Source organism: Brevundimonas sp. BR2-1 (assembly GCF_037626195.1).
Classification (GTDB): Bacteria; Pseudomonadota; Alphaproteobacteria; order Caulobacterales; family Caulobacteraceae; genus Brevundimonas.
Window position 1 is genome coordinate 169,713 of record NZ_JARKMV010000003.1, and the last position, 25,363, is coordinate 195,075.

Genomic DNA, 25,363 nt, shown 5'->3' on the forward strand with positions numbered 1-25,363 from the left:
GCCTATCGTCTGAAAACGCCCACCAGTTCGACATGGGCCGACCACAGGAACTGGTCCACCGGGGTGACCCGCTCCAGGCGAAAGCCGGCGTCGATCAGGATGCGCGCGTCGCGCGCGAAGGTCACCGGATTGCACGATACATAGACGACCACGCCGGCCTTCGTCCCCGGCAGCTGTTTCGTCTGTTCGATCGCCCCGGCGCGCGGCGGGTCCATCACGACGGCGTCGCAGCCGCGCAGATCGTAGGGGGCCAAGGGCCGCCGGAACAGGTCGCGCGCCTCGGCGGTGATCTGCTTCAAGCCCTTGGCCGAGCCCATGCCGGCCTTCAGCGCCGCGATGCCCGGCGCCGATCCGTCGGCCGCCAGCACGGGCGCGACCGCCGCCAGCGGGAAGGTGAAGGTTCCGGCGCCGCAGAACAGGTCGGCGATCTTTCTCGCGCCCCGTACGGCCCCGACCGCACGCTCGACCATGGCCGCCTCGGCCTCGGGCACGGCCTGCAGGAAGCCGCCGGCCGGCAGCGGCACGGTCGCGGCGCCGAACATGACCATCGGCTGGCGCTCCATCATCAGGGTCTCGCCGGCGAGACTCAGCCGGGCCAGGTCCGCCGACGCGGCCGCCTGGATCGCGCGCATCTGCGCATCGCCTGACAGCCCGCCCGAACGCCGCTCCACCCCGGTTACGTCGACGTCCAGCCCGGTCAGGGTCCAGGTCGCGTGCAGAGTGGGCGCGGATTTCGGATGCTCCAGAAAGGCCGCGGCGATGCGGGTCAGCGCCGGAAAGGCCGCGACAAGCCGGGGATCAGCCACCGGACAGACGGTCACCTCCACCAGCCGCCAGCTCCTTCGCGCCTTGAAACCGAGCTTGACGCCTCCGTCCTCGCCGCGCCGCGCGTGCAGGGCCAGCCGCCGCCGGGTGCCGGGGGGCACGGCGACGGTCGCCTCGATCTCCGTTTCAATACCCTCGCGGGCCAGCGCCAGACGTACCTGCTCGCGCTTCCAGTCCAGATACGGCCCCGCCGCCCAGTGCTGCAGCGAACAGCCGCCGCAGTCGCCGTAGTGGGGCGAAACCGGCGCCACCCGGTCCGCGCTGGCGGTCAGGATCTCCACCGCCTCCAGACGACCGTCGCGCACCTCGCCGCGCACCGTCTCGCCGGGCAGGGTCAGGGGCGCGAACACGGGGCCATCGGGCGTTTCGGCGATCCCGTCGCCCTGCCCGCCCACGCGCGCGATCGTCAGCGTTTCCGTCATGGAGCGTTCCTAGAGGCTGAAGCCCGCCGGGGAAACCTGAACGAAGATGAACGGCGCGCTCAAAAGCCGTTCAGCTTCACCCGCCTATCTGTGGCGGACAGAAGCCCCCAAGGATCGACGCCCATGTTCGCCCGCCTGCCCCTGAAGACCGCGACAGCCGCCACCGCCCTTGCGGCCGCGGCCGCCTTGCTGGCCCCCGCGTCGGCTTCGGCCCAGGCCTACAGCTATCAAGGCCCGCAAAACTACGGCTCGGGCGCCTATGACCGCGGCTACGACTACGATCAATCGCGCTACGGCTATCAGGACCAGACCTACCGCGGCGACTACGACTATCAGTGCCGCAGCGACCGCAGCACACGTCAGGGCACGGGCCTGGCCGTCGGCGCCACGCTGGGCGCGGTAGCCGGTTCGCAGCTGGCCGCCCGCGGACGCCGGACGGAAGGCAGCATCCTGGGCGGCGTGATCGGCGCCGTGGTCGGCGCCGGCGTGGGCGGCAGCTCGGCCCGCGACTGCGGCGACAGCTACGGGCGGTACGACTACCGGTACGATCAGTCGCGTTACGACCAGTCGCAATACGGCTACCAGTCCTATGACCGGGGCTACGACAATTACGACCGTTCGTATCAATCCGGCTACGGCCAGTCGGGGTACGGCCAGTCCTATGACCCGTACGGCTACGGCCGGTCCGACTCGCGGGACGGTTGCCGCACGGTCGAGGTCCGCAGCCGCGATTACAACGGCCGCTATGTCACCCGCTACGAGCAGTCCTGCCCGAGCCGCTACTGAATCACGGAATTGCGTCGCCGGTTATTTTTCAGCCCCCCTGTCGATCGGCGACGTAACGGAGACCCCCGGTGGAGCAATCCATCGGGGGTTTTTCCTTTTGGGCGCTAACGCGAGCGACGCGGTCGCACGCTGCCTGAGCGCGGGTTGGGCGCTAACGCGAGCGACGCGGTCGCACGCTGCTTGAGCGCGGGTTGGGCGCTAACGCGAGCGACGCGGTCTCACGCTGCTTGAGCGCGGGTTGGGCGCTAACGCGAGCGATGCGGTCGCATGCTGCCTGAGCGCGGGTTGGGCGCTAGCGCCGCTTCGCCCGGAGCAGGAACTCGACATTGCCGTCCCCGCCCGTGATCGGGCTTTCGGCGATCGCCTGTACGGACCAGCCCCGGGCGTCCAGCCATTCGGAGACTCCGGCCAGCGCCGCCTGACGGGCCCCGGGATCCTTGACCACGCCCTTCTTCGACTGGCCCGGACCGGACGCCTCGAACTGGGGCTTGACCAGGGTGACGAGGTCGGCTCCCGGCGCGGCCAGGTCGAGGACGGCAGGCAGCACCTTGGCGAGGCCGATGAAGCTGGCGTCGCACACGATCAGTTCCGGGCGTTGCGGAATCAGCTCGGGCGTCAGGTCGCGGGCGTCAGTCTGCTCCATATTGACGACGCGCGGGTCGGCCGCGACCCGCGCATGCATCTGGCCCGAGCCGACGTCGACGGCGAAGACCCGCGCGGCGCCACGCGCCAGGCAGACCTCGGTGAAGCCGCCGGTCGAGGCGCCGACGTCCAGCACCACCCGCCCCTCGACCGCGATGGGCCAGAGGGTCAGGGCGTGATCCAGCTTCAGCGCGCCGCGCCCGACCCAGCCATGGGCGTCGGCGTAGGTGACGACGGCGCCTGCGGCCACCGCCTGCGATGCGGCCCTTGCGGGTTCCCCGTCCACGGTCACCCCGCCCGCCTCGATCGCCGCCTTCGCCCGCGACCGGCTCTCCGCCAGACCGCGCGCGACCAGCAGCTGGTCGAGCCGCGTTTTCACCCCACCGCGTCCAGCCGGGCCAGCGCAGCCTGCAGTTTCGCCTTGCCGGCCTCGGCCTCGGCGAGTTTCTGGCGCTGTTCGTCGACCACCTCGGGCGCGGCGCGGTCCACGAAATTGGGATTGCCCAGCTTCTTGTTCACATGGCCGATGTCGCTGTCGAAGGCGGCGATTTCCTTGGTCAGTCGGGTGCGTTCGGCCGTGACGTCGATGATTCCGGCCAGCGACAGGGCCGCCGTCGCGCCGCCGGAGACGAAGGTCACCGCGCCGTTCGGCGCCGCATCCACCGTCGTCAGGACGCCGGCCCGACCCAGCGTCAGGATCAGGTCGCGGTGCCGCGCCACCCGCTCCGCCGTCACGACGTCCGGGGCTACGAAGGCCAGCGGCGGCTTGGCTGACGGCGGCACGTTCATCTCGGCCCGCAACTGGCGTATCTCGGTGACCAGGTCGACCAGCCAGCCGATCTCGGCCCCGGCGCCCGAATCGATGAAGGCGTCCGGCAGATCGGGCCAGGCCGCGCCGATCAGCGCGGCCTCGGCGCGGGGCGCGCCCTCGCCGGCCAGCTTGTCCCAGAGCTCCTCGGTGATGAAGGGCATGACGGGATGCATCAGCTTCAGGGTCTGGTCCAGGGTCCAGGCCGTCATGGCGCGGGTTTCAGTCCTTGCGACCTCGTCCGAGCCCATGAACACCGGCTTGGCCAGCTCAAGATACCAGTCGCAGAACACGTTCCAGACGAAGCGGTACAGGGCCGAGGCCGCGTCGTCGAACCGGCCGCCCTCGATGGCTTCGCTGACACCGCGCTCGGCCTTCGTCAGCTCGCCGCGAATCCAGCGGTTGATGGTCTGTTCGACATTCGCCGGATCAAAGCCCTCGACGCGCCGGGCCTCGTTCATCTGGGCGAAGCGCGCGGCGTTCCACAGCTTGGTGCCGAAGTTGCGATACCCTTCAATGCGTTGGCGCGACAACTTGATGTCGCGCGTGCCCGACAGAATGGCCATGGTGAAGCGCAGAGGGTCGGCGCCCAGCTCGTCGATGATGCCGAGGGGATCGATGACATTCCCCTTGGACTTGCTCATCTTCTGGCCCTTCTCGTCGCGGACGAGGCCGTTGATGATGACGCGTCTGAACGGGACCTCGTCCATGAAATGCAGGCCCATCATCATCATCCGGGCGACCCAGAAGAAAATGATGTCCGCCGCCGTGACCAGATCGCTTGTCGGATAGAAGCGGCGCAGGTCCTCCGTGTCGTCCGGCCAGCCCATGGTCGAGAACGGCCACAGGGCCGAGCTGAACCAGGTGTCGAGCACGTCCTCGTCCTGGTTCAGGGGCGTCTCGGCGCCATAGTGGTGGCGCGCGGCGGCGCGGGCGTCGTCCTCGTTCTCCTCGACGAAGATGGTCCCGTCGGGCCCGTACCAGGCCGGAATGCGGTGGCCCCACCAGAGCTGGCGCGAGATGCACCAGGGCTCGATGTTGCGCAGCCACTCGAAATAGATCTTCTCGTAGCTCTTCGGCTCGAAGACCGTGTCGCCCTGCTCCACCGCCCTGATGGCCGGCTGGGCCATGGTGTGGGCGTCGACGTACCACTGGTCCGTCAGCCACGGTTCGATAACCACGCCCGAGCGATCGCCATGCGGGATGACGTGGCGGGTCTTCTCGATCTCCTTCAGCCAGCCCTCGGCCTCGGCGCGGGCGACGATGGCCTTGCGCGCGGCGAAGCGGTCCATGCCCTCGTATTCGGCCGGCACGTCGGGCGCGTCGGCGGCGGTGATCCGGCCGAAGGCGTCCATGACGTTCAGCGCCGCCAGCCCGGCCCGCTTGCCGACCTGGAAGTCGTTGAAGTCGTGCGCCGGGGTGATCTTCACCGCGCCCGAGCCCTTGGCCGGATCGGCGTAGTCGTCGGCGACGATCGGGATGCGGCGGCCGACGATCGGCAGGGTCACGAACTTGCCGACCAGCCCTGCATAGCGCGCGTCGTCCGGATGCACGGCCACGCCGGTGTCGCCCAGCATGGTCTCGGGACGCGTGGTCGCGACCACGATGTAGTCGCGGGTCTCGTACCCGGTCGGCTGCCCGTCGCCGTCGTAAGCGACCGGGTGCTCATAGGTGACGCCGTCGGCCAGCGGATAGGCGAAATGCCAGTAGTGGCCGTCCATCTCGCGCTGCTCGACCTCGAGGTCCGAGATGGCGGTCTGGAAATGCGGGTCCCAGTTCACCAGCCGCTTGTCGCGATAGATCAGCCCGTCCCGATGCAGCTGGACGAAGACCTTGCGCACGGCCGCGTTCAGCCCCTCGTCGAGGGTGAAGCGTTCTCGGCTCCAGTCGCAGGACGCGCCCAGCCGGCGCAGCTGCCGGACGATGGTCCCGCCGCTCTCGGCCTTCCACTCCCAGACCTTGGCCACGAAGGCGTCGCGGCCCATGTCGCGGCGTCCGACATTGCCGGCGGCGGCCAGCTGGCGCTCGACCACCATCTGGGTGGCGATGCCGGCGTGGTCCGTGCCCGGCAGCCACAACACCGCCTTGCCCTTCATCCGGTGATAGCGGGCCAGAATGTCCTGCAGGGTGTTGTTGAGCGCATGGCCGATGTGCAGCGACCCCGTCACGTTCGGCGGCGGAATGACGATCGAATAGGCCTCGGCGGCGCCATCCGTTTTCGGAGCAAACAGGCCGCTCTCCTCCCATCGGGCGTAGATGCGCGGTTCGGCGGCGGTCGGGTCGAAGGTCTTGTCGAGCATGGGGAGGGTCATTCTTTTGCCCTACCGCGACACGCGCCGCGTGTCGCTACATGAGGGCGTCGGACATCAAAGAGAAAGGGCGGCCCCGACTGGAGCCGCCCCGGAATGATCTAGCCTTGATCAGGTCGCAGGTGAAGTCAGCCGGCCGTGCGGGCGATGCGTTCGACTTCCTTGCGTACCTGGGCCTCGACGATGGCCGGCAGATTGGCGTCCAGCCATTCCTTCAGCATCGGGCGCAGCAGGCCCCGGACCATTTCGTCGATGGTCGGGCCCGAGGGGAAGTCGACGTCGGCCGGTTCGGGCTTCTTGAGGGCCGAGGCGAAGCCGGCGAAGGCCGAGGCGGCGCTGGCCGCGGCGCTGTCGCCGACCAGGCTGTCGTAATTCGTCGTCGGCACGGACGGATGCTCCGGCGTGTGCGCCTCGACCGGCTCGGCGGCGAAGACCGACTCGCTGACGGGGGCGCTGGGGAAGGGTTCGGGTTCGGCGGCCGAGACGTCCAGATCCCCGATGCTTTCGGCGGCGGGCGGCTCATAGGCCTCGGTCAGCTCCAGCACGTCCTCTTCGGCGGCCTCGGGCTCCTGCATGGACGGGGTCTCGTCCATCAGGGCGGGTGAAGGCGCTTCAGGTTCGGCGTCCGGCTCGGAAGGCGGCGCAGCGGCGGTCGCCGTCTCGGCCGGGGCGTCGTCCTCGGAAATGATCCGGCGGATCGAGGCCAGGATTTCCTCCATCGTCGGTTCCTGGGCGGCGGTCTGGTCGGTCATGTCGAAACCCCGGGGGCGAATGCAGGCAGGGTCGGCGAACCGTCCCTGTGCGGTTGTCGTCGCATCTCAGCCCGCTGGAATCAACGGGCGTTTTTCGCCTGGCCGGTTAACCGGCCCGACGACAAGTCGCGCGACAGGCGATCAGTCGCGCGGCGCGGTCTGGACGACCTCGGACTTCAGCTGCGTATCGATCGGAGCGTCGGCGGCGTCGTTGGCGGGCATGATTGAAGGCGCGGCGATCCGGTCGATCGACTCGATCAGGCCGTCCCAGGGCAGGCTGCCGCGGTTGCGGACGCGGTTGTAGTTGTCCGCCGGATCATAGGCCTGGATCGAGGCGTCCAGATCCGGGCCTTCCAGCCGGCCCATGGCGGCCAGCAGATTGGCCTGGGCGACGTATTCGTTACGGCGCGCGCTGGCCAGGGTGACCTCGGCGTTGCGCAGCTCCAGCTCCTGGTTCAGCACGTCCAGGGTGGTGCGCAGGCCGACCTGGGCCTCCTGACGCACGCCCTCGGCGGCGACCGTGGCGGCGCGAACCGCCTCCTCGCCCGCCGTCAGCGTCGAACGCGCCGACAGGGACTGGGCGTAGGCCGAGCTGACCGACTGCAGGGTGTTGCGCCGTTCGCCCTCGACATTGATCTGGGCGACATTGGCGCGCTCGCGGGCCTGGGCCACGCGCGAGCTGTTCAGGCCGCCGGTGAACAGCGGCACCGAAACGGTGGCGCCGGCCCGGAAGCTGGTGTTGTCGGTGATATCGCCAAGGCTGCCGAGATCACCGGTCTCGCCGCCATAGGAGGCGGTCAGTCGGGCCGACGGCAGATATTCCGCCTTCGCCGCGGCGACATTGGCTTCGGCGGCCTGCAGGGTGTAGCCGGCGGCGCGGATGCTGGGATTGTCCTGCATCGCGACGTCCAGCGCTGCGTCGAAATCGGCCGGCAGGTTGGGCAGCGCCGGCATCGGGGCCAGATCGCCGGGCGCCTGACCGACGACGGCCGCATAGACGGCGCGCGACACGGACAGCTGGGCCTGGGCGTTGGCGAGGTCGGCCTCGGACTGCGCCAGCCGGGCTTCGGACTGGGCCACGTCGGTGCGGGTGATCTCGCCGACCTCGAACCGGGCCGAGGACTCGTCCAGCTGCCGGCGCAGGACGCCGAGGTTGGACTGGCGGATGCGCAGGATCTCGGCGTCGCGGATGACGTCGGCATAGGCCTGGATCACCGAGGCCAGCACGGTCTGCTCGATCTCGCGCAGGTTCTCGCGACCGGCCAGGATGTTGGCCTCTGCTGCGGTGATGCCGTGGCCGATGCGGCCGCCCGACCAGATGGTCTGGGACAGGCCGACCGACGCCCCTCCGGTATCACTTTCAACGACGCCAAGAGGCGTGTCCGAACGGCTGTAGTTGGCGCTGGCGGTCACATCGAGCTGGGGCCGCAGGCCGGCGCGCGCCTGGACGATCGATTCGTCGAGCGCCCGCTGGCTGGCGCGCTGGGCCAGAAGCGAGGGGTTGGTCTGGTAGGCCAGGGCCAGCGCTTCCCTCAGCGTCTCGGCCCACGCCGGGGCGGCGATGCCGGAGAGGATGGCGATGGCGGCCACCGAGGCGAGCGCGCGCGAACGTTTCAGCATGTTGGTCCTGGCCCCAGGGCGCCGGGGAAGCACGCCCTTTGTATAGATAGGTCTGATGCGGGACGGTTTACCCCCGCGCCAGTTAAGTTTTTTTCACGCGAAGGTTCTGCGGATTCCGTCGCTCTGGCGCTACAGGGCGAAGGCGGGCTCCGGAGCCAGATCCGACAGGACCGGCGGGGTGGAATTGAACAGCTCGCGGCGCGACACGCCCTGCTCGCCGCGGACATACAGCACCGCCTTGCCCACCGGGCCGCCGCGCTCGACGACCGCCATCCGGCCGCCGATCTTGAGCGCGTTCAGCCATGCCTCGGGCCTGCCGGGAACGGCGGCTTCGGAGATGATCAGGTCATAGTCCTGACCCGACGGCGCCGACAGCGGGGCGACGACGGTCTGGACGCCTTCCTCCGCGAGGACCGGGCCGGTCACGCCGAACACCGCCTCATCGGCTTCCTGTGCCGTCACGGCCAGGCCCAGACGCGCCAGCACGGCGCCGGCGTAGGGGGCGGCGATGGCCAGGGCGGTTTCCCCCGCCTTCGCGTCCAGCGCCATCAACAGTTTGGACAGGTCGCGCGCCATCATCAGCCGGCGCCCGCCGGCGATCTCGGGTTCGATCTCGGCATAGGCCGACCAGGCGCGGTCCTGCGGCAGGAACCGTTCGCGCGGCACGGCCAGAAGCGCCGCCTGCAACGACCGGTCGGTGACGTCGTTCACGCGGACCTGGCTGTCGACCATGACCTTGCGGGCGGCGGCGAAATCCATGGGGCGACGATCCTGCGACTGTGGGCGCCCGGCGACACGCCGGGAAATCTGGCGCGCTTATAGGTCTGTGCGTTGCGGGCGACAATCCGATCTGATAGCGAACGCCCCTCGCGATGGCGAGGTCGTCCCCGGATCGTTTCCGGGACGGCCCAGGGCCTGATGGCGGAGTGGTTACGCAGAGGACTGCAAATCCTTGCACCCGAGTTCGATTCTCGGTCAGGCCTCCATCGCGATTTTCTTCAGGACGCTCAGACCGGCGCGGTGATCCACCCGATCACTGTGGCCGCGCTGACGCCGGCCGTGACGATGGCCACCGCCAGCGCGAGACGCGCATTGCGATGGATGAAGACGAAAACGCCGCCAAACATGATGAAACCCTCCCCGGACGCCGCTACAGCGACACAAGCGTGGCCGTTCATCAAGGTGTACAAAGCGTTAATCGCAATTCCGTGATCGTTTCACGCCTGTCGGGTGAAATGATGCAGCGCGATTCCACTGGCGACCGAAACGTTCAGGGAATCGAAGCCGCCGGACATCGGAATTCCCACGGGCCGGCAGCGGGCGATGACGTCCGGCGACAGGCCGGGGCCTTCCGGACCCAGAATCAGCGCCACCCGCCCGCCACCAGGCATGCGGTGCAGCGGCGTCTCGGCGCCGGGCGTCAGGGCGATGACGTTGAAGCCCGCCCGTTCAAGGCCGTCGATCATCGCCGGCGCCTCCAGCCCTCGGGCCATGGGCGTACGCAGCACGGCTCCGACCGAGACGCGAATGGCCTTGCGGTAGAAGGGGTCGCAGCAGGTCTGGTCCAGCAGCACCGCGCCGGCGCCGAAGGCGGCGGCGTTGCGGAACAGGCCGCCCATGTTGTCATGGTTGCCGATCCCGCAGGCCGCGACCACGACGGCTTCGGACCCCAGCGGCGCCAGCAGCGCGTCCAGCGTCGCCGGTTCGGGCTTTCGTCCCAGCGCCAGGATGCCGCGATGCAGATGGAAGCCGGCTATGGCGTCGAGAATCGGCTGGTCGGCGACATAGACCGGCGCGTCATCCGGCGCCCGGCCGACCACCTCGGCCAGGCCTTCGACCCGTTTCCTGTCCAGCAAAAGCGCGACCGGGCGGCACAGCGATTGCGGCGACGTCAGCACGTTCAGCACCACCTCGCCCTCGGCCACGAACAGGCCCTGCCTGCCCGTCAGGTCGCGTTCGCGAATGTCGCGGAAGCCCGCGATGCGCGGATCGTCGGGTTCGTCGATGCGGATCACGGCCAAGATCGGATATTTCCCGTTGCGTCACTCTGACTCGCGCTGCTATAGCGCCCGCCTTCCCGAGAGGAAGTGTTCCGCGGTAGCTCAGTGGTAGAGCAGCCGACTGTTAATCGGCTGGTCGTAGGTTCGAATCCTACCCGCGGAGCCACTCTTTCCCCACCACAGCGTCAGACCGAAAAAAAGCCCGACGCGAGCGCCGGGCTGAAGAAGTTCGGTGATGGTGGGTGTCCTCGAAGAAGGAAGACATCCTTCCGTTGAAGCGAATTGGTTAACCGGACGTAAACCGCTTCAGACAGCGTCGGGCAGCCAGGTCGACTGCCGCGCGCCGCCCGAACCCGTCCAGACCACGCGCCAGCCCTGCCCGGCCCGCTCGACCCGGGGGGTCCCGCCGCCCGCCTCGCCGGGCCAGGCGAAACGCCTCGCGCCCGCCTGGATTTCATCGGGACCGTCGGCGGGTCTCAGCATCAGGCTCCAGCGACCCCCGGCGTCAGGCGCGACCCGGACGGATTCGCCAGCCGCCTGCACCACGACCGGCGTGCCGACCGCGGCCCGTCCCGACGCCAGCCGCATGCGACCGTCGCTGTCGACCGCGCCAAGGGCCGGCGCCTGGTCCAGGCGCCGGGTCGGACCGCCGGTTCTCAGAATGGCGATGGGGCCCCGCCCCCCGGCCACGATCAACAACCGGTCGGGAGACGGCGCGGAGTCCTGACCGATCTGGATCTCGGGCCGCAGCCACAGATGCCCCGCCGGCGCCGCCATGCGAATCTCGAACCGGCCGCGCCCGTCCGCCGCCGCCGCATAGGCCGCGCCCGAATCGCTGCGCAGAACGACGCGGGCGCCCGGTTCGGCCGCGCCGGTAAAGATCAGGCTGGCCGAGGCCCGCTGCACAGCCTGGATCTCGGGGGGACGGTTCCAGCCCGCCGTTGCGCCCTCTACCTCAGCGACGCGCTCCGGCGCCGTGGGAGGGGCGCAGGCGGCGGCCAGCGCGGCCAGGAGCGCCGCCATTCCCACCTTGCCGAACATGGCCCGTTTCATCACGTCGATCCGACCGCTAGGAGTATTCCCCCAGATAGCGCGCCCGGGGGGCCGCTGTCTCCCACCGGTTCCGAGGCCCCATGTCTTCGCCTGTCATCCAGCCCTTCCACGGAAAATCCGTCTGCCTGTTCTGCGGTTCGTCCGATGCGTCCGATCCCGCATACACCGAGGCGGCGCGCGCGTTCGGCGAACAGACCGCCCGGGCCGGCTGGCGGCTGGTCTACGGCGGCGGCGGCGTCGGCCTGATGGGCGCCTCTGCGCGCGGGGCCCATGCGGCCGGAGGACGGGTCCTGGGCGTCATGCCGGGCTTTCTGCGCAGCCGCGAGCGGCTGTTCGACGAGGTCGAGACCATCGTTGTGCCTTCGATGCATGAGCGAAAGACGATCATGTACGACCAGTCGGACGCCTTCGTGGTCGCTCCGGGCGGCGTCGGCACCCTCGAGGAAGTGATCGAGGTGTTGTCGTGGAAGCGGCTGGACCTTCATTCCAAGCCGGTCATCTTCTTGAATCTGAACGGCTTCTGGGAGCCGCTCCTGGCGGTGATGGACCATAGTATCGCGTCCGGCATGACGCCCGAGAGCTTCCGTCAGGCCTGGGTCGTCTGCGACACGGTCGAGGCTGCGATCGAGGCGATGAAGGGCGCGGACGCCATGCCGCACTTGAAACATGATCAGCGGTAAGTAATCACTGGTTAGTCAGCCAGGGTCCGTGCGTCTCTTTTGGAAACGCGCCTTGACAGTTTCATATAAAAACGGACACTGGCGTTGCGGGAACGATGGTCGTTTCCGCCTGTCCGGAGACCTCCCCATGCGTGCTCTGCTTATCGCCGCGGCCCTGTTCGTCGCCGCTCCCGCCGTCGCCCAGGCTCCGGCCTCGAGCGCTGTTCTGGCCGACGCTTCCAAGGCGCCCGCCACCGCCACCATCATTGACGGCGCCTCGTGGCGCTGCACCGGCGGCTCCTGCACCGCCACCGGCGGCGCGAACCAGCCCGCCCCGCGCGCCTGCCGGCGCGTCGTGGCCCGTTTCGGCGCAGTGTCGTCGTTCAGCTACAAGGGCGTCGCCCTGTCGGCAGAGCAGGTCGCCGCCTGCAACGCCTGATCCGACGGATCCCTGAACGAAAAGGCCGCCCTGCGAGGGGCGGCCTTTTTGCTGTGCGGCGTCCTGTTTGAGTGCCTAGGCGGTTTCGCCGTTCAGCCGTTTCACGATCCGCTCGCGGCCGATCATGGGCGCCAGCGTCGCCATGTCCGGGCCGTGCGACTGGCCCGTGATCATCAGGCGCAGCGGCATGAACAGCGTCTTGCCCTTGGCCCCCGTGGCCTCCTTCACCGCCGCTGTCCACACGGGCCACAGGGTCTCGTCGATGATTTCCGGCAGGACCGCCAGCGCGGCCCGGGCGAAAGCCGGGTCCTCGATAGTCGGCGTAACCGGGCCCCGCACCATCTTCGCCATTTCAATGACATCGGCGAACTTCTGAAGGTTGCCCCGCACCCCGTTCCAGAAGGCTTCGCCCAGATCGGCGTCCAGTTCCGCCAGCCTCGGCCGCGCCACGGCGTACGGCATGGCGTGCAGGGCCTGGGCGTTCAGACGATCCAGATCGGCGGTGTCGTACCGCGCCGGCGACCGGCCCATTTTGGAGAAGGCGAAGCTGGCGCCGAGGGCGTCGATGGACTCCCCCACCTCCAGCGGATCGCTGGTGCCGATCCGACCCAGATGGCTGGTGATGGCGATCGGCTCATAGCCCTTGTCGCGCATTTCGGCGATCGACAGCGAGCCCAGACGCTTGGACAGCGCCTGCCCGTCCTCGCCGACCAGCAGGGGCATGTGGGCGAACTCGGGCACGGGCCCGCCCAGCGCCTCGAAGATCTCGATCTGGGCGCCAGTGTTGGTGACATGGTCCTCGCCGCGGATCACATGGGTGATGGCCATGTCGATGTCGTCCACGACCGACGGCAGGGTGTAGAGGAACAGGCCGTCCTCGCGGATCAGCACCGGATCCGACATCGAGGCCGTGTCCACCTCGGCGTGGCCGCGCGACAGGTCTTCCCAGGCGACGCGGCGGCCGTCCAGCTTGAAGCGCCAGTGGGGCTTGCGGCCCTCGGCCTCATAGGCCGCCTTCTCCGCCTCGGTCAGCGCCAGACCGGCGCGGTCGTAGATCGGCGGCAGGCCGCGGGACAGCTGCACCTTGCGCCGGCGGTCCAGTTCCTCGGAGGTGTCGTAGCAGGCATACAGCCGCCCCGCCGCCTTCAGACGCGCCGCGGCCTCCTCATAGCGGTCGAACCGCTTCGACTGGTTGTGGCGTTCGTCCCAGACCAGGCCCAGCCAGGTCAGGTCATCCTCGATGCCCCGTTCAAACTCGGGCGTCGAGCGCGCCAGATCAGTGTCGTCGATCCGCAGAACGAACCTGCCGCCCTGCCCTTTCGCGAACATCCAGTTCACCAGGGCGGTGCGGACATTGCCGACGTGCAGCTTACCCGTCGGCGACGGGGCGAAACGGACCTTGACGGACATTCTTCAGACCTTGGAAACGCGGGGCGCACAGGTCGCCCCCGCGGCCCCTCAAGTCAAGGCTCGCGGGCGATCAGTCGTCGCGGTGGACGCGTTCGCGGCGCTCGTGACGCTCCTGGGCCTCGACGGACAGCGTCGCCGTGGGGCGGGCTTCCAGACGGCCGAGGCTGATCGGCTCGCCGGTCTCCTCGCAATAGCCGTAGGAACCATCCTCGATGCGGCGCAGCGCCTCGTCGATCTTGGAGATCAGCTTGCGCTGGCGATCGCGGGTGCGAAGTTCCAGCGCCCGGTCGGATTCCGACGACGCCCGGTCGACCAGATCCGGATGATTTTCCGTTTCCGCCTTCAGGTTGACGACAGTCCCCTTGGACTCACGAAGGATGTCGTCCTTCCAGTCCATCAGCTTGGCCTTGAAATAGGCCAGCTGCCGCTCGTTCATGAACGGCTCGTCGTCAGTCGGCCTGTACGCGGCCGGCACGACAGGCACGGAGGCCAATGCGGTCATAGTCGCACTCACGCTCTCAACCAGCGCCCCCCTATGGCGCAGCCCTGCCTATAGGGATGCCGGAGAGTCGCGGCAACAACGCTCGCAAGAGCGTGACCCGTACAGCTTACGGTCCTGACGCGAGCGTGACATTTCTTCATCACCCGGCGCTCGGTGACCACGCTTTTGCGAGCGTTTACGGCGACTTATGCTGCAGTGCGGCGTAGCTCGGCCTTCGCCAGCTCGACCGCGGCGCGCAGATCGATCTGGTCCAGGAGGCCGTTCAGGCCTGGATCAGCGTCGACCGGCCGCTCTTCGCGCAAGGTCCGCGACAGGCGATCCAGCGCCCCCTCGCCCGCTTCGCCCTGCAAGAGGGCCAGTTTCAGCTCTTCCAGCCGGTCCAGCAGGCCGCCGCCCCGCCGGATGGCCCGGCGGCGGCGCTCGGTCACGTCCTCGACCCCCTGGAGCGCCATCAGCGCCGAGACGCCGCCCACCCCTGACACGCCTGCCGCAGCCGCCGTGGGCGGGGCGGCGGACCCGGCCGCTGTGGAAGGCACCGAGAAGCCGCCGCTGGCGCGGGTGGGACGGCTGCCTTGCGGGGACGACGGTCCGGTCGGGCCTGTGACCTTCATGCGATGCGACTCCAGCACATGCCGGACCATCGTCGGCGCCGCGTCACCGTTTGGTTAACGCCCCGGCAGATTCTGCCGCTCGCGGTCGCGTTCGCAGATCGCCCCTGACTGTTTTCATTGCGGTTTTCGGTTGGCACGCCGCTCGCATGAGGTGAACCGCAACAGTTCTTTGGATGCCCCGCCTATGCAGAAACTGCTCGCCTCCGTCCTGACAGCCGCCGCGCTGGCCGGATTCGCCGCGCCGGCGTTCGCCCAGTCGCGGATCAAGGACATCGCGGCCATCGAGGGCGTCCGCACCAACCAGCTGGTCGGCTACGGCCTGGTGGTCGGGCTGAACGGCACCGGCGACAGCCTGCGCAACTGCCCCTTCACCCGCCAGTCGCTGGAAGGCATGACCGAGCGGCTGGGCGTCAACATCCGCGGCTCCAACGCCAACTCCAAGAACATGGCCGCCATCATGGTGACGGCCGAACTGCCGCCCTTCGCCACGCCCGGCGCCCGGGTCGACGTCAATGTCGCCAGCATGTGCGACGCCAAGAGCCTGCTGGGCGGCACGCTTCTGGTCACCAGCCTGCAGGGCGCGGACGGTCAGGTCTATGCGGTGGCCCAGGGCTCGATCCAGACCGGCGCCGTCTCGGGCGGCGGGGCCTCGGGCTCCTCGGTCACCCGCGGCGTGCCCACCGCGGGCCGCATCGCCTCGGGAGCGACGGTCGAGCGCGAGACCGGCTTCCAGCTGGCCAATATGAACGAGGTGCGGCTGACGCTGCGCAATCCCGACTTCACCACGGCCCAGCGCGTCGCCGCCGCCATCAACCAGACCTATCCCGGCACGGCCCTGGCCGAGAACGGCACCGTCATCGCCCTGCGCGCGCCCGGCCAGATGGGCATGGCCGGCTTCATTAGCATGGTCGAGAACATGCCGGTCCAGGTCGACGCCCCCGCCAAGGTCATCATCGACGAGGTCAATGGCGTCATCGTCATGGGCGAGGCCGTCCGCGTCTCCACCGTTGCCATCGCCCAGGGAAATCTGACCATCTCGGTGCAGGAGAGCCCGCAGGTCAGCCAGCCCGAGCCCTTCAGCCGCGGCGGCCAGACCGTCGTCGTCCCCCAGTCCACCGTCGCGGTCGAGGAGGAACTGGGCCGCGAGATGCGCATCGTCGGCGGCGGGACCTCCCTGTCCACCCTCGTCAACGGCCTGAACGCCCTCGGCGTCAGCCCGCGCGACATGATCAGCATCCTGCAGGCCATCAAGGCCGCCGGCGCCTTGCAGGCCGACATCGAGGTGATGTGAGCATGAACGAACTGTCCATCGCCGCCGGAGCCGCCGGCCTGCTTCAGCCGGTCGTCGGGGCCGGCGCCCGCGTTGTCACCGACAAGATGCGCGCGACCGCGGAGGCCTTCGAGGCGTCATTCCTGTCGCAGATGATGAAACCCATGTTCGAGGGCCTCTCGACCGACGGCATGTTCGGCGGGGGCGAGGCCGAGGGGACGTGGCGCGGCTTCCTCGTCGACGCCATGGCCAGACAGACCGTCAAGGCCGGCGGCGTCGGCCTGGCCGATCAGGTCGTCGCGCAGATGCTGAAGATGCAGGAAGCCCAGGAACCCGCCGCATGACCGAGTCCGCCATCGTCAACGCCCGCGCCCGCGTCCGTCAGCTGACCGACCTGACCGCCCGCCTGACCGCCCGTCTGGTCGAGGAGTCGAAGGCCTTTGAATCCCGCCGGCCGCACGACGCCGCCGCGACCCTGGCCGAGACCCAGCAACTGGCCAATGTCTATCGCCGCGAGTCCGCCCAGGTGAAGGCCGATCCGGCCGTGTTGTCCGCCGCCCCGGCCGCCGACAGGATGGCGCTGGTCAAGGCGACCGAGGCGTTCGAGGCCGTGCTGTCGCGCCACGCCCGCGCCGTCGAGGCCGCCCGCATCGTCTCCGAAGGACTGGTCAGGACCATCGTCGCCGAAGTCGCCAGCCAGCGCGGATCCCCCTCCGCCTACGGCGCCTCGGGTCACGCCAACGCCGGCGACGGCCGCGCCGTGGCCTTCAATCGCATGGCCTGAGGACGATCGTCCGTCCGACGTCGGCCGAACGTCAGGCCCGAATTGTAAGAGGGTGAAACCGTCAGGCGTGCGGGCCGCGACGCGATCGAGCGTCACGAGTGCGGATGCGGACGGGTTTGGGCCTGGGGGCGAGGGCATGGGCGAGCACGAGCAGCAGGGGAGCGGAAAGGGCGATACCGATTTCCAGCGTGCTGATCATGTTCGTCGGGCCTCCAGTGAACTCACTCGAAGCACGGAAGATGAGGTCGAAGTCGCCTGCGTGCAAGCCATTTCGGCGTTGACGGGCCGACGGGGGCCCGTGCCCGTGGCCGGATGGCGGATCATGCCGTGGTCCCGGACGGCGATTGGCCGCAATGGCGGAGCGGCCGGCGACCGCCTAGGTAGACGTCGTGACCTTGTCTGATGATCCCGAAACCCGCCGCCAGGCCATCGTCCGGCGCATCGAAGCCGAGACCGGCATTGACGCGGCGATGATTTCCCGGCTGGTCGACGCCTTCTACGAACGGGTGCGCCTTGATCCGCTGATCGGGCCGGTGTTCGACCAGCGGATTGCGGACTGGGGCCCGCATCTGGAACAGATGAAGCTGTTCTGGTCATCCGTGGCCCTGATGAGCGGCGCCTATCACGGTCGCCCCATGCCCAAACACCTGCCTCTGCCCGTCGACGCCCGCCATTTCGACCGCTGGCTGGAGCTGTTCGAGGCCACGGCGGCGGACATCTGCCCGCCCGCGGCGGCCGCCCATTTCATCGAGCGCGCCCGCCGCATCGCCGAAAGTCTGGAACTGGGCATCGCCGGCGCCCATGGTGTGATGCTGGGCAAGGGCGAGAGGTATCTTCGGCCGCCGGAGCCCTGGGCGCCGCCAGCCTGACGCCAGCCTGCTGACAGGTTGTGTCAGCAGGCTGGCGCGCGCTCCTCGATGTTCCCACATTGTTCTTGCTGAATTTCGCGAATTGGTCCCCATATAGCGACGTCGCGCCGGACCTTCCGCGGCCCCGCCGCGTTCCCGAATTCCCAAGCCTTCAGGCCTCATGACCGAAAAGCACAACTTCATCCGCGTGCGCGGCGCGCGCGAGCACAATCTCAAGGGCGTCGACCTCGACATCCCGCGCGAGCAGCTGGTGGTCATGACCGGCCTGTCGGGCTCGGGCAAAAGCTCGCTCGCCTTCGACACCATCTACGCCGAGGGCCAGCGCCGCTATGTCGAGAGCCTGAGCGCCTACGCCCGCCAGTTCCTCGAACTGATGGGCAAGCCGGACGTCGACCTGATCGAGGGCCTGTCGCCGGCCATCTCGATCGAGCAGAAGACGACCTCGAAGAATCCGCGCTCGACCGTCGGCACGGTGACCGAGATCCACGACTATATGCGCCTGCTCTGGGCCCGCGTCGGGGTGCCCTATTCGCCCGCCACCGGCCTTCCGATCGAAAGCCAGACCATCTCCATGATGGTCGACAAGCTGACCGCCCTGCCCGACGGGGAGCGGCTGATGCTGCTGGCGCCGGTCGTCCGCGGCCGCAAGGGCGAATACCGCAAGGAGATGGCCGAGTGGCAGCGCGCCGGCTTCCAGCGCGTCAAGATCGACGGCGAGTACTACGCCATCGAGGACGCGCCGACGCTCGACAAGAAGTTCAAGCACGACATCGACATCGTCGTGGACCGGATCGTCACCAAGGAAGGGCTTGAGGGCCGCTATGCCGACAGCCTGCAGACCGCCCTGGGTCTGGCGGACGGCATCGCCGTGGCGGAATGGGCCAATGTCGCCGAGGGCGAGAAGGAGCCGCGCCGGCTGACCTTCTCCGAGAAATTCGCCTGCCCGGTCTCCGGCTTCACCATCAGCGAGATCGAGCCGCGGCTGTTCTCGTTCAACAATCCGTTCGGCGCCTGCCCGGTCTGCGACGGCCTGGGCGTCAAACTGGCCTTCGACGCCGATCTGGTCATCCCCGATCGCGACAAGACCCTGCACAAGGGCGCCGTCGCGCCGTGGTCGCGCGGCCCCTCGCCCCTCTACACCCAGACGCTGCAGTCGCTGAGCCGCCACTACGGCTTCTCGATGGATGTGCCGTGGCGTGACCTGCCCGAGAAGGCGCAGGACGTGATCCTGCGCGGCTCGGGCGGTGACAAGATCAAATTTACCTATGACGACAACGCCCGCAAATATGAGGTCTCCAAGGCCTTCGAAGGGGTGCTGCCCAACCTCGAACGCCGCTGGCGCGAGACCGATTCCTCCTGGGTGCGCGAGGAGCTGGGCCGCTTCCAGTCCGAGACCCCGTGCGAGGTCTGCCACGGCAAACGCCTCAAGCCCGAGGCCCTGGCGGTCAAGGTCGCCGGCACGGACATCGCCGAGGTGTCCTGGCTGTCGATCAAACACGCCCACGAATGGTTCACGGCCCTGAACGACAAGCTCACCGACAAGCAGATGGAGATCGGCCGCCGTGTCCTGAAGGAGATTACCGACCGGCTGCGCTTCCTCAACAACGTCGGCCTCGACTACCTCAGCCTGTCGCGCGCCTCGGGCACCCTGTCCGGGGGCGAGAGCCAGCGCATCCGTCTCGCCTCCCAGATCGGCTCGGGCCTGACCGGCGTGCTCTATGTGCTGGACGAGCCGTCCATCGGCCTGCACCAGCGCGACAACTCCCGCCTGCTGGAAAGCCTGCGCGGCCTGCGCGACCTCGGCAACTCCGTCCTCGTCGTCGAGCATGACGAGGAAGCGATCCTGACCGCCGACTATGTCATCGACATGGGCCCGGCCGCCGGGATCCACGGCGGCGAGGTCTGCGCCCAGGGCACGCCGGCCGAGGTCATGGCCAATCCCAACTCCCTGACCGCCAAATATCTGACCGGCGAGCGCGAGATCGAACTGCCGCCCGAGGGCCGCCGTCCGGTCGACCGCAAGAAGATGCTCCGGATCAGCGGCGCCACCGGCAACAATCTGAAGACCGTCACCGGCGAGATCCCCGCCGGCCTGTTCACCTGCGTCACCGGCGTGTCAGGCGGCGGCAAGTCGACCTTCACCATCGAGACCCTCTACAAGGCCGCCGCCCGCCGGCTGCACAACGCCTCGGACGCCCCCGCCCCCTTCGACCGCATCGAGGGGCTGGAGATGTTCGACAAGGTCATCGACATCGACCAGTCGCCCATCGGCCGGACGCCGCGCTCGAACCCCGCCACCTACACCGGCGCCTTCGGCCCGATCCGCGACTGGTACGCCGGCCTGCCCGAGTCCAAGGCCCGCGGCTACGGCCCCGGCCGGTTCAGCTTCAACGTCAAGGGCGGCCGCTGCGAGGCCTGCCAGGGCGATGGCCTGATCAAGATCGAGATGCATTTCCTGCCCGACGTCTACGTCACCTGCGACGTCTGCAAGGGCAAGCGCTACAATCGCGAGACGCTGGAAATCGTCTTCAAGGGCAAGAGCATATCCGACGTTCTGGACATGACGGTTGAGGAAGCCGCGTCCTTCTTCAAGGCCGTGCCCTCGATCCGCGACAAGATGCTGACCCTCAACCGGGTCGGCCTCGGCTACGTCAAGGTCGGCCAGTCCGCGACCACCCTGTCCGGAGGGGAGGCCCAGCGGGTCAAGCTGTCGAAGGAGCTGTCGAAGCGCGCCACGGGCAAGACCCTCTACATCCTCGACGAGCCCACCACGGGCCTGCATTTCGAGGATACGAGGAAGCTGCTCGAGGTGCTTCAGGAGCTGGTCGAGAACGGCAACACCATCGTGGTGATCGAGCACAATCTCGACGTCATCAAGGTGGCCGACTGGCTGCTCGACTTCGGCCCCGAGGGCGGCGACGGCGGCGGCGAGATCGTCGCGGTCGGCACCCCCGAACAGGTCGCCGCCAATCCGAAGAGCTGGACCGGCAAATACCTCAAGGAGGTCCTCGACCGCCACGAGACACGCCGCAAGGCGCGCGTCGCGGCCCTGTCCGGTCGCGCCGCGGCTCCCGCCGACGACAAGCCGGCGCGGGCGAGGAAGCGGGCCTAGTCGGCCGGCGCGGCGGCGCTGGTGATGTCGCGATAGGCGGCGGCGAACGGCGCGTACAGGATTCCGACCGTCAGGGCGGACACGATCGCCTCGGCCACGGCGTGGGCGATCACCCACGGGTTGGTCACGTCCAGGGCCGCCCGGACGTCTTCCGCGTCCTGACCGCTTCCGAACGACCAGCTTTCCATGCCGGAGGCGAATGCGATCGGCATGGTGACGATGGACGACAGCAGCTGGACCACCATGACCATCACGAAGGCCAGAACCGCCATGCCCAGCAGGGGCCAGAAACGCCCCTTGGTCAGGTTGAAGGAGTCGAAGAAGGCGAAGCGCTTCTCGGCCACGGTGATCGGCACCGCGAGGCTGAGCCGGACGCCCAGCCAGATGAAGAGGCAGATCAGGGCGAGGACGCCGACAACACCCGCGATCGCGGCGGCGCCGCCTCCGCCCGCGGCCTTGGCGCCGCCGATCAGCACGCCCAGCGCCACGAAGGCGACCACGGCGACAAAGGTCATGATCACACCCAGCACGAAGGTCACCACCAGCACCCGCACCTCGTCCATGCCGAGGCGCAGATAGCCGAAACGGTCGCGGGACGGGTTCAGGACCCCGCGGGCCACGGCCGCGCCCAGCATGGCGCCGACGACCAGACTGACCGGCAGCAGCCAGGCGACCTGGGCCATGATCGCGCCGAACCCGCTCATCAGGGCCATGACCTGATCGAGGCTCGGCTGGTCCACGGACTCCATCGCCTCGGCCTGGACGCTCCACGCCTCCAGCGAGCCCACCATCGTCGACAGGGAGAACAGGGCGGTCAGCGTCAGAACGGCGTAGAGCAACGTCCAGGCGACGAGCGCCAGCGGATTGCGCCGGACGAGGCGAAAGCCCTCGAACGCCGCGTCGGTGGCCGAAAACGCCATGATGCTCTCCTGTCTCTGACCTGATCCTGGCTTAGGCGACGGACGCGGGCTCGTCCACGTTCGACGGCGTTCCGCTCTCCGCCAGTTGCTGGCAGGCTGAGGCGTAGGGCGCGATATGCAGCGTCATCAGCAGACCGTAGACCATGGCCACGACGACGGCGCCGACCGCAAACCAGGGCCAGTTGGCCGCGAGCATGACGTCCAGACCCTCGAACGGGTTGGCCCCCGTACGGTCCGACTGAAGGGCGGCCCAGTCGACGCCGCCCGAAATCCCGACCGCGACCGCGATGGCCAGACCGATGCCGACCACCACAACCTCGATCACGACAAGCAGCAGGATGAGCAGCAGCATCATGCCGAACAGACGGCCAGTCTGGCCGCGCCCCAGCCGCCAGCCCTCGGCGAAGGCGAAGGTGCGGTACAGCACGCTGGCGGGCATGATCAGGCTGACCCGCGCCATGGCGACGAAGATCGCCACGACAAAGGCGACGATCAAACCCATTATGACCAGCCAGTTCATTGGCGAGCCCGCGCCCCAGACGGCGAAGCCGATCGCGCCCCCGATGAGCATCATCACGATCATGGCGGCGTACAGGCCGACGATCAGCGCCAGGCCCACGACCGCGACCCTCAGTTCGTCCATGCCGAGACGCAACGAGAAATAGCTGTCTTCCTGCGGCCGCAGGACGGCCCGCATGATCGCCGTATAGACGACCACCATCAGCAGCATCTGGACGATGTTCAACAGCCCGGACAGGGCCTGGAACTGCATCATCTGCCCGAAGGCGGTGTCACGAACGTCCCCGTCGCCGGTCTCGAGCGCCATGGCGGCGAACACGTCGCCCATCATCGGCCAGACAAGCCCGAAGGTCGCCGCCGACGGCGCGACCAGGATCAGGCCCCAGACGAACACCGACAACGGCCGCCGGCGCATCACGCCGAACGCATCGCTGATCGCTGTCCCGATTGAAAATCGCGCCATTTCATCCCCCTGTCCCGGCACGCAGCCTAGCCCACGACGGCCGCCCCCGCTAGAAGCCGCGCATGACGGAAATCCTCAAGCCCATCCACGTCGTCGGCGGCGGCCTCGCCGGCTCGGAAGCCGCCTGGCAGATCGCCAATGCCGGCGTCCCCGTGGTCCTGCACGAGATGCGCGGCGTGCCCGGGGTCAAGACCGACGCCCACCACACCGACGGCCTGGCCGAGCTGGTCTGCTCCAACTCCTTCCGCTCGGACGACTGGGAGTTCAATGCCGTGGGCCTGCTGCACGCCGAGATGCGGGCGCTGGATTCCGTCATCATGGCCTGCGGCGACGCCCATCAGGTTCCCGCGGGCGGCGCCCTGGCCGTCGACCGCGACGGCTTCTCGCAGGCGGTGACGGCGAAGCTCGAAGCCCACCCCCTGATCACCATCGTCCGCGAGGAGATCGCCGGCCTGCCGCCGGAAGACTGGGACAATGTCATCGTCGCCACCGGCCCGCTCACCTCCCCGGCCCTGGCCGCCGCCATCCTCGAGACGACCGGCGAGGAAAGCCTGAGCTTCTTCGACGCCATCGCCCCCATCGTCCATGCCGACTCGATCGACTTCGACATCGCCTGGCGCCAGTCGCGCTACGACAAGGAAGGCCCGGGCGGCGACGCCGCCGCCTACGTCAACTGTCCCATGAACAAGGAACAGTACGAGGCCTTCATCGACGCCCTGCTGGACGGGCCCAAGGCCGAGTTCAAGGATTGGGAGAACGTCCCCTATTTCGACGGCTGCCTGCCGATCGAGGTTATGGCCGAGCGTGGCCGCGAAACCCTGCGCCACGGCCCGATGAAGCCCGTCGGCCTGACCAATCCGCGCGACCCGCAGGTCAAGTCATACGCCATCGTCCAGCTGCGTCAGGACAATGCGCTGGGCACCCTGTTCAACATGGTCGGCTTCCAGACCAAGCTGAAGCACGGGGCCCAGGCGGAGGTGTTCCGCATGATCCCGGGCCTGCAGGACGCCCAGTTCGCCCGTCTCGGCGGCCTGCATCGCAACACCTTCCTGAACAGCCCCAAGCTGCTGGACCGCCAGCTGCGCCTCAAGGCCATGCCGCGCCTGCGTTTCGCGGGCCAGGTCACCGGGGTCGAGGGCTATGTCGAGAGCGCCGCCATGGGGCTGCTGACCGGTCGCCTCGCCGCCGCCGAACGGCTGGCCCAGTCAGGTCGGGGCCGCCCGCTGGAAGCCCCGCCGGTCCACACCGCCATGGGCGCCCTGGTCGAACACATTACCGGCGGCCACCTTGAAGGCCCCGGCGGCATCTCCAAATTCCAGCCGATGAACATCAACTACGGCCTGCTGCCTCCACTGGAAGCGCCGAAGGTCGACGAGGTCGGGGTGAAGATTCCGATGAAGGAACGCGGCCGGGCGAAGAAGCGGCTGATGAGCATCCGGGCGCTGGAAGCGCTCAAGGCATGGCGGGACGCCCAGTGACCGAGAGCGACCTCGACCGCCTGAAGGCCCGACGCGTCACCGCCCTGTACCGGCTCGACCTGATCGCGCGCGGCGCCCAGCTGTCATACGAGGACGGCGCGCCGATCGATATGGTCTCCGAGAAGGACCGTCTGGAGGCCGTCGTCGCCGATCTGGACCGCCGCATCGAAATCCTTGAGCGGCCCCTGAACTGATGGGGCGGAACGGCGGAACCAGCCCTCGCCTGTTCGAATCCGCAAGGGCCGCCATCCGCCGCCGGATCACCGACCTGTTCAACGACGCCTCAAAGGGCGAGCGCCCCATCCTGCGCCGCGCCGACGCCCTGTTCGCCCCGGATTCCGTCGCCTGGCGCGTCAACGGCGATATCGTCACCATGATGATCGGGGGCGTTTCGGGCTTGCTGCTGCAGATGCTGCATCCGGCTGTGCTGGCGGGGGTCTGGGACCATTCGGATTTCCGCAGCGACATGCACGGCCGGTTGAGACGCACGGCCAAATTCATCGCCGTCACCACCTACGACCACGCCGAACACGGCCTCGCCGCGATCGACCGGGCCCGCGGCATCCACGACCGGATCGGCGGCGTCCTGCCCGACGGAACCTCCTATTGCGCCAGCGACCCCGCCCTGCTGGCCTGGGTGCATGTCACGGAGGCGATCAGCTTCCTGAACGCCTGGATACGCTACGCCGAGCCCCAGATGCCCGTCGCCGATCAGGACCGCTATTTCGCGGAGATGGCCGTCGTCGCCGACCGGCTGGGCGCCGCCCCCGTCCCGCGCGATCGCGCCTCGGCCGAGGCTCTGATCCGGTCGATGCGCCCCGCCCTTCGCGCCGACAGCCGCACCCGCGAGGTCGCCCAGCTGGTGTTGAACCAGTCCGTCGGCGCGGCCCTGACCGACGCGGCCTCGGGCGTGGTCATGCAGGCGGGCGTCGATCTGCTTCCGGACTGGGCCCGCGCCATGCACGGTCTGAAGACGCCGCCCGCGCCGCTTGTACGCGCCCGGGCCCATGCCCTGGCCCGGACCCTCGGCTGGGCCTATCAGGGCTCGCCGAACCATGAGGTCTGGGCGGCGGATGTCACGGTCTGGCCGCGCGACTGAGGCCACGGACG

The 25,363-nt window shown here is 68.7% G+C and carries 25 protein-coding genes and 2 tRNA genes; 13 read left to right on the forward strand and 14 right to left on the reverse strand.

Annotation, left to right across the window (positions count from 1 at the left end):
- Nucleotides 1-2: 2 nt before the first annotated feature.
- Nucleotides 3-1,247: a class I SAM-dependent RNA methyltransferase gene (locus BrevBR_RS13755; RefSeq protein WP_340001326.1), complete on the reverse strand. Its 1,245-nt coding sequence runs from the start codon at nt 1,245-1,247 to the stop codon at nt 3-5.
- Nucleotides 1,248-1,370: 123 nt separating this feature from the next.
- Between BrevBR_RS13755 and BrevBR_RS13760 the strand changes: the two genes are divergently transcribed.
- Complete coding sequence (locus tag BrevBR_RS13760; RefSeq protein ID WP_332640513.1) at nt 1,371-2,033, forward strand: hypothetical protein; 663 nt, start codon at nt 1,371-1,373, stop codon at nt 2,031-2,033.
- Between the two features lie 292 nt (nt 2,034-2,325).
- On the opposite strand, the gene BrevBR_RS13765 is transcribed toward BrevBR_RS13760, so the two are convergent.
- From BrevBR_RS13765 to BrevBR_RS13785, 5 genes are all read right to left on the reverse strand, one after another.
- A complete protein-coding gene (locus tag BrevBR_RS13765; protein ID WP_340001327.1) occupies nt 2,326-3,054 on the reverse strand; it encodes a TlyA family RNA methyltransferase in 729 nt (242 codons plus the stop codon).
- The gene (locus tag BrevBR_RS13770) at nt 3,051-5,783 is read right to left on the reverse strand and encodes a valine--tRNA ligase (RefSeq protein WP_340001461.1); all 2,733 of its coding nucleotides are present in this window, start codon (nt 5,781-5,783) and stop codon (nt 3,051-3,053) included. The genes BrevBR_RS13765 and BrevBR_RS13770 overlap by 4 nt, the downstream gene beginning before the upstream one ends.
- A 137-nt stretch (nt 5,784-5,920) precedes the next feature.
- On the reverse strand, nt 5,921-6,544 hold the full coding sequence (locus BrevBR_RS13775; RefSeq protein WP_340001328.1) for a DUF2497 domain-containing protein: 624 nt from the start codon (nt 6,542-6,544) through the stop codon (nt 5,921-5,923).
- Nucleotides 6,545-6,685: 141 nt separating this feature from the next.
- Entirely contained in the window at nt 6,686-8,164 is a 1,479-nt protein-coding gene (locus BrevBR_RS13780; protein ID WP_340001329.1) for a TolC family outer membrane protein, read from the reverse strand.
- A gap of 129 nt (nt 8,165-8,293) precedes the next feature.
- Entirely contained in the window at nt 8,294-8,923 is a 630-nt protein-coding gene (locus BrevBR_RS13785; protein WP_332640517.1) for a protein-L-isoaspartate O-methyltransferase family protein, read from the reverse strand.
- A gap of 153 nt (nt 8,924-9,076) precedes the next feature.
- Between BrevBR_RS13785 and BrevBR_RS13790 the strand changes: the two genes are divergently transcribed.
- A tRNA-Cys gene (locus tag BrevBR_RS13790) sits at nt 9,077-9,150 on the forward strand.
- Nucleotides 9,151-9,381: 231 nt separating this feature from the next.
- Here BrevBR_RS13790 and BrevBR_RS13795 read toward each other — a convergent pair.
- Nucleotides 9,382-10,185 (reverse strand): TrmH family RNA methyltransferase, encoded by an 804-nt coding sequence (locus BrevBR_RS13795; RefSeq protein WP_340001330.1) that lies wholly within the window; start codon nt 10,183-10,185, stop codon nt 9,382-9,384.
- A 70-nt stretch (nt 10,186-10,255) separates the two neighbouring features.
- On the opposite strand from BrevBR_RS13795, the gene BrevBR_RS13800 reads away from it, so the two are divergent.
- Nucleotides 10,256-10,330 (forward strand) — tRNA-Asn (locus tag BrevBR_RS13800).
- A 140-nt stretch (nt 10,331-10,470) separates the two neighbouring features.
- Here BrevBR_RS13800 and BrevBR_RS13805 read toward each other — a convergent pair.
- Nucleotides 10,471-11,217, reverse strand: coding sequence for a hypothetical protein (locus BrevBR_RS13805; protein ID WP_332640519.1), 747 nt, complete (start codon nt 11,215-11,217; stop codon nt 10,471-10,473).
- 80 nt (nt 11,218-11,297) lie between these two features.
- Between BrevBR_RS13805 and BrevBR_RS13810 the strand changes: the two genes are divergently transcribed.
- Nucleotides 11,298-11,897 carry an LOG family protein gene (locus BrevBR_RS13810; RefSeq protein ID WP_332640520.1) on the forward strand — a complete coding sequence of 200 codons (600 nt, stop codon included), beginning with the start codon at nt 11,298-11,300 and terminating at the stop codon, nt 11,895-11,897.
- A 127-nt stretch (nt 11,898-12,024) separates the two neighbouring features.
- Entirely contained in the window at nt 12,025-12,315 is a 291-nt protein-coding gene (locus BrevBR_RS13815) for a CC_3452 family protein (RefSeq protein WP_332640521.1), read from the forward strand.
- Nucleotides 12,316-12,390: 75 nt separating this feature from the next.
- On the opposite strand, the gene gltX is transcribed toward BrevBR_RS13815, so the two are convergent.
- The 3 genes from gltX to BrevBR_RS13830 form a co-directional block, all read right to left on the reverse strand.
- Complete coding sequence (gltX, locus tag BrevBR_RS13820) at nt 12,391-13,725, reverse strand: glutamate--tRNA ligase (RefSeq protein ID WP_340001331.1); 1,335 nt, start codon at nt 13,723-13,725, stop codon at nt 12,391-12,393.
- 70 nt (nt 13,726-13,795) lie between these two features.
- A complete protein-coding gene (gene dksA / locus BrevBR_RS13825) occupies nt 13,796-14,227 on the reverse strand; it encodes an RNA polymerase-binding protein DksA (protein ID WP_332640523.1) in 432 nt (143 codons plus the stop codon).
- Between the two features lie 185 nt (nt 14,228-14,412).
- Complete coding sequence (locus BrevBR_RS13830) at nt 14,413-14,838, reverse strand: flagellar assembly protein FliX (protein WP_340001332.1); 426 nt, start codon at nt 14,836-14,838, stop codon at nt 14,413-14,415.
- A gap of 184 nt (nt 14,839-15,022) precedes the next feature.
- Between BrevBR_RS13830 and BrevBR_RS13835 the strand changes: the two genes are divergently transcribed.
- The 3 genes from BrevBR_RS13835 to BrevBR_RS13845 are packed head-to-tail and all read left to right on the forward strand — an operon-like array spanning nt 15,023 to nt 16,892.
- Nucleotides 15,023-16,129: a flagellar basal body P-ring protein FlgI gene (locus tag BrevBR_RS13835; RefSeq protein WP_340001333.1), complete on the forward strand. Its 1,107-nt coding sequence runs from the start codon at nt 15,023-15,025 to the stop codon at nt 16,127-16,129.
- A gap of 2 nt (nt 16,130-16,131) precedes the next feature.
- The gene (locus tag BrevBR_RS13840; RefSeq protein WP_340001334.1) at nt 16,132-16,452 is read left to right on the forward strand and encodes a rod-binding protein; all 321 of its coding nucleotides are present in this window, start codon (nt 16,132-16,134) and stop codon (nt 16,450-16,452) included.
- Complete coding sequence (locus tag BrevBR_RS13845; RefSeq protein ID WP_340001335.1) at nt 16,449-16,892, forward strand: flagellar basal-body protein FlbY; 444 nt, start codon at nt 16,449-16,451, stop codon at nt 16,890-16,892. The genes BrevBR_RS13840 and BrevBR_RS13845 overlap by 4 nt, the downstream gene beginning before the upstream one ends.
- Nucleotides 16,893-16,953: 61 nt before the next feature.
- Here BrevBR_RS13845 and BrevBR_RS13850 read toward each other — a convergent pair whose 3' ends face one another.
- Complete coding sequence (locus BrevBR_RS13850; protein WP_340001336.1) at nt 16,954-17,091, reverse strand: hypothetical protein; 138 nt, start codon at nt 17,089-17,091, stop codon at nt 16,954-16,956.
- A gap of 190 nt (nt 17,092-17,281) precedes the next feature.
- On the opposite strand from BrevBR_RS13850, the gene BrevBR_RS13855 reads away from it, so the two are divergent.
- Together BrevBR_RS13855 and uvrA are read left to right on the forward strand one after the other, a co-directional pair.
- A complete protein-coding gene (locus BrevBR_RS13855) occupies nt 17,282-17,761 on the forward strand; it encodes a group III truncated hemoglobin (protein ID WP_340001337.1) in 480 nt (159 codons plus the stop codon).
- A gap of 160 nt (nt 17,762-17,921) precedes the next feature.
- Nucleotides 17,922-20,873 (forward strand): excinuclease ABC subunit UvrA, encoded by a 2,952-nt coding sequence (gene uvrA, locus BrevBR_RS13860; protein ID WP_340001338.1) that lies wholly within the window; start codon nt 17,922-17,924, stop codon nt 20,871-20,873.
- Here the strand turns inward: uvrA and BrevBR_RS13865 are convergent.
- On the reverse strand, nt 20,870-21,793 hold the full coding sequence (locus tag BrevBR_RS13865; RefSeq protein ID WP_340001339.1) for a hypothetical protein: 924 nt from the start codon (nt 21,791-21,793) through the stop codon (nt 20,870-20,872). The two genes, uvrA and BrevBR_RS13865, sit on opposite strands and share 4 nt — an antisense overlap.
- A 31-nt stretch (nt 21,794-21,824) precedes the next feature.
- A complete protein-coding gene (locus BrevBR_RS13870; protein ID WP_340001340.1) occupies nt 21,825-22,775 on the reverse strand; it encodes a hypothetical protein in 951 nt (316 codons plus the stop codon).
- A 62-nt stretch (nt 22,776-22,837) separates the two neighbouring features.
- On the opposite strand from BrevBR_RS13870, the gene trmFO reads away from it, so the two are divergent.
- The 3 genes from trmFO to BrevBR_RS13885 are packed head-to-tail and all read left to right on the forward strand — an operon-like array spanning nt 22,838 to nt 25,352.
- Nucleotides 22,838-24,253: a methylenetetrahydrofolate--tRNA-(uracil(54)-C(5))-methyltransferase (FADH(2)-oxidizing) TrmFO gene (gene trmFO, locus BrevBR_RS13875; RefSeq protein ID WP_340001341.1), complete on the forward strand. Its 1,416-nt coding sequence runs from the start codon at nt 22,838-22,840 to the stop codon at nt 24,251-24,253.
- Nucleotides 24,235-24,447: a hypothetical protein gene (locus tag BrevBR_RS13880; protein ID WP_340001342.1), complete on the forward strand. Its 213-nt coding sequence runs from the start codon at nt 24,235-24,237 to the stop codon at nt 24,445-24,447. The genes trmFO and BrevBR_RS13880 overlap by 19 nt, the downstream gene beginning before the upstream one ends.
- A complete protein-coding gene (locus BrevBR_RS13885; protein WP_340001343.1) occupies nt 24,447-25,352 on the forward strand; it encodes an oxygenase MpaB family protein in 906 nt (301 codons plus the stop codon). The genes BrevBR_RS13880 and BrevBR_RS13885 overlap by 1 nt, the downstream gene beginning before the upstream one ends.
- Nucleotides 25,353-25,363: the final 11 nt, after the last annotated feature.

What these genes read in the sequence shown, in the direction of transcription:
- BrevBR_RS13755 (WP_340001326.1), bottom strand. Translation starts at nt 1,247, where the DNA reads ATGACGGAAACGCTGACGATCGCGCGCGTGGGCGGGCAGGGCGACGGG.
- BrevBR_RS13760 (WP_332640513.1), top strand. Translation starts at nt 1,371, where the DNA reads ATGTTCGCCCGCCTGCCCCTGAAGACCGCGACAGCCGCCACCGCCCTT.
- BrevBR_RS13770 (WP_340001461.1), bottom strand. Translation starts at nt 5,783, where the DNA reads ATGCTCGACAAGACCTTCGACCCGACCGCCGCCGAACCGCGCATCTAC.
- BrevBR_RS13775 (WP_340001328.1), bottom strand. Translation starts at nt 6,544, where the DNA reads ATGACCGACCAGACCGCCGCCCAGGAACCGACGATGGAGGAAATCCTG.
- BrevBR_RS13780 (WP_340001329.1), bottom strand. Translation starts at nt 8,164, where the DNA reads ATGCTGAAACGTTCGCGCGCGCTCGCCTCGGTGGCCGCCATCGCCATC.
- BrevBR_RS13785 (WP_332640517.1), bottom strand. Translation starts at nt 8,923, where the DNA reads ATGGATTTCGCCGCCGCCCGCAAGGTCATGGTCGACAGCCAGGTCCGC.
- BrevBR_RS13805 (WP_332640519.1), bottom strand. Translation starts at nt 11,217, where the DNA reads ATGAAACGGGCCATGTTCGGCAAGGTGGGAATGGCGGCGCTCCTGGCC.
- BrevBR_RS13810 (WP_332640520.1), top strand. Translation starts at nt 11,298, where the DNA reads ATGTCTTCGCCTGTCATCCAGCCCTTCCACGGAAAATCCGTCTGCCTG.
- BrevBR_RS13815 (WP_332640521.1), top strand. Translation starts at nt 12,025, where the DNA reads ATGCGTGCTCTGCTTATCGCCGCGGCCCTGTTCGTCGCCGCTCCCGCC.
- gltX (WP_340001331.1), bottom strand. Translation starts at nt 13,725, where the DNA reads ATGTCCGTCAAGGTCCGTTTCGCCCCGTCGCCGACGGGTAAGCTGCAC.
- dksA (WP_332640523.1), bottom strand. Translation starts at nt 14,227, where the DNA reads ATGACCGCATTGGCCTCCGTGCCTGTCGTGCCGGCCGCGTACAGGCCG.
- BrevBR_RS13830 (WP_340001332.1), bottom strand. Translation starts at nt 14,838, where the DNA reads ATGAAGGTCACAGGCCCGACCGGACCGTCGTCCCCGCAAGGCAGCCGT.
- BrevBR_RS13835 (WP_340001333.1), top strand. Translation starts at nt 15,023, where the DNA reads ATGCAGAAACTGCTCGCCTCCGTCCTGACAGCCGCCGCGCTGGCCGGA.
- BrevBR_RS13840 (WP_340001334.1), top strand. Translation starts at nt 16,132, where the DNA reads ATGAACGAACTGTCCATCGCCGCCGGAGCCGCCGGCCTGCTTCAGCCG.
- BrevBR_RS13845 (WP_340001335.1), top strand. Translation starts at nt 16,449, where the DNA reads ATGACCGAGTCCGCCATCGTCAACGCCCGCGCCCGCGTCCGTCAGCTG.
- BrevBR_RS13850 (WP_340001336.1), bottom strand. Translation starts at nt 17,091, where the DNA reads ATGATCAGCACGCTGGAAATCGGTATCGCCCTTTCCGCTCCCCTGCTG.
- uvrA (WP_340001338.1), top strand. Translation starts at nt 17,922, where the DNA reads ATGACCGAAAAGCACAACTTCATCCGCGTGCGCGGCGCGCGCGAGCAC.
- BrevBR_RS13865 (WP_340001339.1), bottom strand. Translation starts at nt 21,793, where the DNA reads ATGGCGTTTTCGGCCACCGACGCGGCGTTCGAGGGCTTTCGCCTCGTC.
- BrevBR_RS13870 (WP_340001340.1), bottom strand. Translation starts at nt 22,775, where the DNA reads ATGGCGCGATTTTCAATCGGGACAGCGATCAGCGATGCGTTCGGCGTG.
- trmFO (WP_340001341.1), top strand. Translation starts at nt 22,838, where the DNA reads ATGACGGAAATCCTCAAGCCCATCCACGTCGTCGGCGGCGGCCTCGCC.
- BrevBR_RS13880 (WP_340001342.1), top strand. Translation starts at nt 24,235, where the DNA reads ATGGCGGGACGCCCAGTGACCGAGAGCGACCTCGACCGCCTGAAGGCC.
- BrevBR_RS13885 (WP_340001343.1), top strand. Translation starts at nt 24,447, where the DNA reads ATGGGGCGGAACGGCGGAACCAGCCCTCGCCTGTTCGAATCCGCAAGG.